This window comes from Oricola sp. (assembly GCF_022763245.1).
Classification (GTDB): Bacteria; Pseudomonadota; Alphaproteobacteria; order Rhizobiales; family Rhizobiaceae; genus Oricola.
On the sequence record NZ_JALEGV010000027.1, the window covers coordinates 1 to 5,131 of the forward strand.

Here is a 5,131-nt window from a genome sequence, read left to right on the forward strand (position 1 = left end):
ATAAATTTATCAAGATAGGCTGCGCACAAACTCTCTTGCGGACATAACGACATGCGCAAAGACGAAAGATGGCTGAGTTCCATTTGAAAACAGACCACAAAGCGATGACGCTGAACTTGGGGCCCGTCGGCAGGTCAGCCACCGAGGACCGTTTCTTCCACTTCGCCACGGTCTTCTCGTTGATCCCGTAACGCTTAGACAGCGTTCTCAGGCTCTCTTGACTATGTTGTATCGCTCGACGGACCGCCGCAGTCGTGTTGGCGCCCTCATGATGAACCTAGTCCCCATAGCGCATCCTTTGATTCCGAAGATAAGGGTGCCCCATCAAAACTCGAGATCAAACAGCTAGCGAGAAAATGGCTGCGACGCACGGCTTGAACGTGTCGCGCTCGTGTCGCCAGGAAGCGCCGTAATCTGCTGTAAGTTGCTGAATCCCTACGAAACCAACACGCAATACAAACGCGACGCCCGCCAAAGACGCTGGGCGCGACGATCTCAACTCTTTGCTTTTCCGGAGGGAACTAATGGCGCCAGGGGCGAATCAATACACTTCTTCTAAGTAATTCTTTTACGTGTAAGTTTTTTTCGAAATGCTTTAATTACCCTAGAATTTACCCGCCCCCTTACCCATACCGGTGGCTTCATTCCCGCGAGCGCAGATTTCCACAAGCTTCCTCACCAACCGCGAACGCTCATCAGATGACCGGATTCGGTGCCGATAACGGACATTCCGCATTCGGCTGCAATGCGTCCGTTTTGTGCCAATAGCCGACATTAGACAGAGCGCAGGCTGGGGGCGTTTCGATCCAGTACGCCGAAAGTCGCTTTGCCGCGGACCATGTGGAAGTGAAGATCGAGACGGACTGAGCGTTCAGCCGCCCTTTCTCCACGGCGGCGTTTCCTTGGCGAAGAAGGCAGCGATGCCCGCCTGGGCTTCGCGGGTTTCCCATCGGTCGGCGAGCGCGTTGGCGGTCATGTCCGCTTGTGCGGCGGGATCGGGACCGGCGAGTTGGCGGCAGAGCGCCTTGGCGTCGGCTACGGCGCCGGGTGCGCAATCGAGGAAAGCGGCGGCTTCTTCCTCGACCGTCGCGTCAAGATCGTCGAGTTCGGTAATTCTGGCAACCAGGCCTGAACGGAGTGCGAAGTCTGGTCCGAAGGGCTTAGCGTTGAAGAACACCTGCCGGGCGAAGGCCGGGCCGAGCTTGGCGACCACGAAGGGGCCGATCGTCGCCGGGATTAGCCCGAGCCGGGTCTCCGTCAACGCGAACTTTGCCGTGTCGGCGGCGACGACGATGTCGGCAACGGCCATCAGCCCGAGCCCGCCGCCATAGGCCGGACCCTGCACCCGCGCGATCACCGGCTTCGGAAGCGCGTTCCATGCGCCGAGCATGTCGGCCAGCGCGCCGGCTTCCGCCATCTTGCCGGCCCGGTCCTTGTCCGCCTGCTCGCGCATCCAGCCGAGATCGCCGCCGGCGCAGAAGCTTTTGCCCTCCGCCGCGAGGATCACCGCGCGAATCTGCGCGTTGGCGGCGAGAGCCGCCGCCGCGTCGGTGAGCTCGCGGATCATTTGCGCATTCATTGCATTGTGCTTGTCGGCACGCGCCAGCGTCACCGTGGTGATGCCGCGCTGGTCGATGTCGAGGCGGATCGTCTCGTAAGTCATCATGTCATGCTCTTTCCGGAATTGCGGCGATCTCGCTGGCAAGATAGGCTTCGGCTTTGGCCAGCTTGCCCATGTCGATGCCGGTCTCCCAGCCTTGCGCCGCAAGCATCGCCGCTAGCGCCGTGGTCGAGACATTGCCCTTGGCCCCCGGCGCATAGGGACAGCCGCCGAGCCCGCCGACCGCGCTGTCAAAAGTGCGAAGACCGAGGTCGAGGCTGGCGCGAACATTGTCGAGTGCCCGGTTGTTCGTGTCGTGGTAATGGCCGGCGAGGCGCTCCGCCGGCACGGCATTCCTGACCGCTTCCAGCATCGCCGTCACCGTCTCCGGCGTGCCATGGCCGATCGTGTCGCCGAGCGACACCTCGTAGCAACCCATGTCGATGAGCTTTGCCGCCACATCCGCCACCGCCTGCGGCGTGATCGCACCCTCATAGGGACATGCGACGACACAGGAGACATAGCCGCGCACTGGAATGCCGGCGTCCCTGGCTGCTTCCATAATCGGCGCGAAGCGCTCCAGACTTTCCGCAATCGAGCAGTTAATGTTCTTGCTGCTGAACGTCTCCGAGGCCGCGCCGAAGATCGCCACCTCGTTCGCCTTCGCCGCCAGTGCGCGCTCGAACCCCTTCAGGTTCGGCGTCAGCGCCGCATAGGCCACGCCGGGTTTGCGCTTGATGCCGGCCAGCACGTCTTCCGCATCGGCCAGTTGCGGCACCCATTTCGGCGAGACGAAGCTGGTTGACTCTATCGTGTCGAAGCCCGCCTCCGACAGGAGATCGATCAGCGCGATCTTCCTGTCCGTCGGGATCACCGCCTTCTCGTTCTGCAGCCCGTCGCGCGGGCCGACCTCGTAAAGGCGGACGCGTTTCATTCTCCGGTCTCCTCGAAGCGGATGAGCACGGCGCCACCCTCGACGGTCTCGCCCTCGGCGCAGAAGACCTCCGCGACGAGACCGGCACGCGGTGCGGTCAGGCTGGTTTCCATCTTCATCGCCTCCATGACGATCAGCCTGTCGCCCTTGTCGACGGCGACTCCAGCGCGCGCGGTGACGGCGCGCACGATCCCGGTCATCGGCGCGAGGATGGCGTCGCCATGATCGCCGTGATGGGCGGCGACCGCCAGCGGGTCCGGCAGCAGCAATTGATGCGCCGCGCCGTCGATCAACACCGAGATCGAAGTGCCGTCGACGCCGGGCCATGTGACGATGTCGGCAGCGATGCGCTCTCCGGCCTCGCCGATGCGCGCCAAGACGGAACTGCCGTCGCGCGTGATGTCGCGGAGCTCGACGCTCTCCACCCCGCCTTCGAGCACAACCGAGCCATCGCTCGGCAGCACCAGCCGCCGTTCCAGCGTCTCGCCCTCATGGATGAGCCGGACCTTTTGGCTTGCCGCCCCCCAGAGCCTCCAGCCGGCAAGCCGCGCGTCCGGATCGAAGCCGGTGACGGTGAGAACGGCCAGCGCGATCGCGGTCTCGGTCAGTTGCGGGCGCGCCGACAGCTTTGCGATCTCGCGGTCGATTAGGCCGGTGTCGACCTTGCCCGCGCCGAAGCCCTCATGCTCCGCCAACGCGGCGAGGAAGGATGCATTTGTGACCGTGCCCGCGACGTGGGTGGCTTTCAGCGCCGCGGCGAGCCTTGCAAGCGCCTCCTGCCGGTTCCCGCCATGGGTGATTACCTTGGCGATCATCGGATCGTAGAAGGGCGTGATCGCGTCGCCCGAGCGCACTCCGGCATCGTTGCGGGCGTTTTCGCTGAAGGCGAGATGATGCAGCGTCCCCGTTGCCGGCAGGAAGCCGTTGCCCGGATCCTCGGCGTAAAGCCGCGCCTCGAAGGCATGGCCGCTGATCGCGAGTTGGCCCTGCTGGAGAGGAAGAGGCTCCCCCGCCGCGACCCTGAGCTGCCATTCGACGAGGTCCTGGCCGGTGATCGCCTCGGTCACCGGATGCTCGACCTGCAGCCTGGTGTTCATCTCCATAAACCAGAAGCCGTCCGGCCGAAGCGGCCCCGACCCGTCGGCGATGAACTCGATCGTGCCGGCGCCCGCATAGTCGATCGCCTGCGCCGCCTTCACGGCGGCCTCGGTCATCGCCGAACGGACCTCTTCCGTCATCCCCGGCGCCGGCGCCTCCTCGATCACCTTCTGGTGACGGCGCTGAAGCGAGCAGTCGCGTTCGAAGAGGTGCACGACATTGCCGTGGCTGTCGCCGAAGACCTGCACCTCGATATGGCGCGGCGCGGCGATAAACTTCTCGACCAGCACGTGATCGTCGCCGAAGGCCGACTTCGCCTCGCGTTTCGCCGCGGCAAGCGCGTCCTTGAAGTCCTTCGCGTCGTCGATCTTGCGCATGCCCTTGCCGCCGCCGCCGGCGCGCGCCTTGATCAGCACCGGATAGCCGATCTCGCTGGCTTTCGCCGACAACACAACGACTTCCTGCGCTTCGCCATGATAGCCCGGCACCACCGGCAACCCGGCCAGCTCCATCAGTCTTTTCGCCGCGTCCTTCAGGCCCATGGAGCGGATCGCGGCAGCAGACGGCCCGACAAAGACCAGTCCTGCTTTTTCCACCGCCTCTACGAAGTCCGGGTTCTCCGACAAGAAGCCGTAACCCGGATGGATGGCCTGCGCCGCGGTCGCCTTTGCCGCCTCGATGATCCTGTCCGTGTTCAGATAGCTTTCAGTCGGTGCGGACTCGCCGATATGCACCGCCTCGTCCGCCAGTTCGACATGCAACGCATGCCGGTCGGCGTCCGAGAAAACCGCCACCGTTTTCACGCCCATGCGTTTTGCGGTGCGAATGATCCGGCACGCGATCTCGCCGCGATTGGCAATCAGGAGCTTCGTGAAGGGAGGGGTCATCATCACATCCTGAACACGCCGAACTTGGTTTCTTCCACCGGCGCGTTCAGCGCCGCCTTCAGGCTCAGCGCCACCACGTCGCGGGTCTTGCGCGGGTCGATGATGCCGTCGTCCCATAGCCGTGCCGAGGCGTAGAGCGGGTGCGACTGGCGCTCGAACATGTCGAGCGTCGGCTGCTTGAACGCGGCCTCCTCCTCCGGCGACCACGTGCCGCCCTTCGCCTCGATGCCGGCGCGCTTGACGTTGGCCAGCACGCCCGCCGCCTGCGGGCCGCCCATCACCGAAATGCGCGCATTCGGCCACATCCACAGGAAGCGCGGCGAATAGGCCCGCCCGCACATGCCGTAATTGCCCGCCCCGTAGGAGCCGCCGATGATCACGGTGACCTTCGGCACGGCAGCCGTCGAGACCGCGGCGACCAGCTTCGCCCCGTCGCGCGCGATGCCGCCGGCCTCGTATTTGGAGCCGACCATGAAGCCGGTGATGTTCTGCAGGAAGAGGAGCGGGATCTTCCTCTGGCAGCACAATTCGATGAAATGCGCGCCCTTCAGCGAGCTTTCGGAGAACAGCACCCCGTTGTTGGCGAGGATGCCCACCGGCACGCCGTCGACA

At 64.3% G+C, this 5,131-nt stretch carries 4 protein-coding genes and 1 pseudogene; all 5 read right to left on the bottom strand.

Going from position 1 to position 5,131, the window contains the following annotated elements:
* Nucleotides 1-115: 115 nt before the first annotated feature.
* Nucleotides 116-232, bottom strand: a pseudogene (locus MRY80_RS12000) (IS481 family transposase); the annotation flags it as partial.
* Between the two features lie 639 nt (nucleotides 233-871).
* The gene (locus MRY80_RS12005) at nucleotides 872-1,663 is read right to left on the bottom strand and encodes a crotonase/enoyl-CoA hydratase family protein (protein ID WP_293291263.1); all 792 of its coding nucleotides are present in this window, start codon (nucleotides 1,661-1,663) and stop codon (nucleotides 872-874) included.
* Nucleotides 1,664-1,667: 4 nt separating this feature from the next.
* Nucleotides 1,668-2,534: a hydroxymethylglutaryl-CoA lyase gene (locus MRY80_RS12010; protein ID WP_293291260.1), complete on the bottom strand. Its 867-nt coding sequence runs from the start codon at nucleotides 2,532-2,534 to the stop codon at nucleotides 1,668-1,670.
* Nucleotides 2,531-4,519, bottom strand: coding sequence for an acetyl/propionyl/methylcrotonyl-CoA carboxylase subunit alpha (locus MRY80_RS12015; RefSeq protein ID WP_293291261.1), 1,989 nt, complete (start codon nucleotides 4,517-4,519; stop codon nucleotides 2,531-2,533). The genes MRY80_RS12010 and MRY80_RS12015 overlap by 4 nt, the downstream gene beginning before the upstream one ends.
* A gap of 2 nt (nucleotides 4,520-4,521) precedes the next feature.
* The coding region (locus MRY80_RS12020; RefSeq protein ID WP_293291262.1) for a carboxyl transferase domain-containing protein at nucleotides 4,522-5,131 on the bottom strand (610 nt) is incomplete at its 5' end.

Coding starts and splice junctions, on each gene's coding strand:
- MRY80_RS12015 (WP_293291261.1), bottom strand. CDS start 4,519: ATGACCCCTCCCTTCACGAAGCTCCTGATTGCCAATCGCGGCGAGATC.
- MRY80_RS12005 (WP_293291263.1), bottom strand. CDS start 1,663: ATGACTTACGAGACGATCCGCCTCGACATCGACCAGCGCGGCATCACC.
- MRY80_RS12010 (WP_293291260.1), bottom strand. CDS start 2,534: ATGAAACGCGTCCGCCTTTACGAGGTCGGCCCGCGCGACGGGCTGCAG.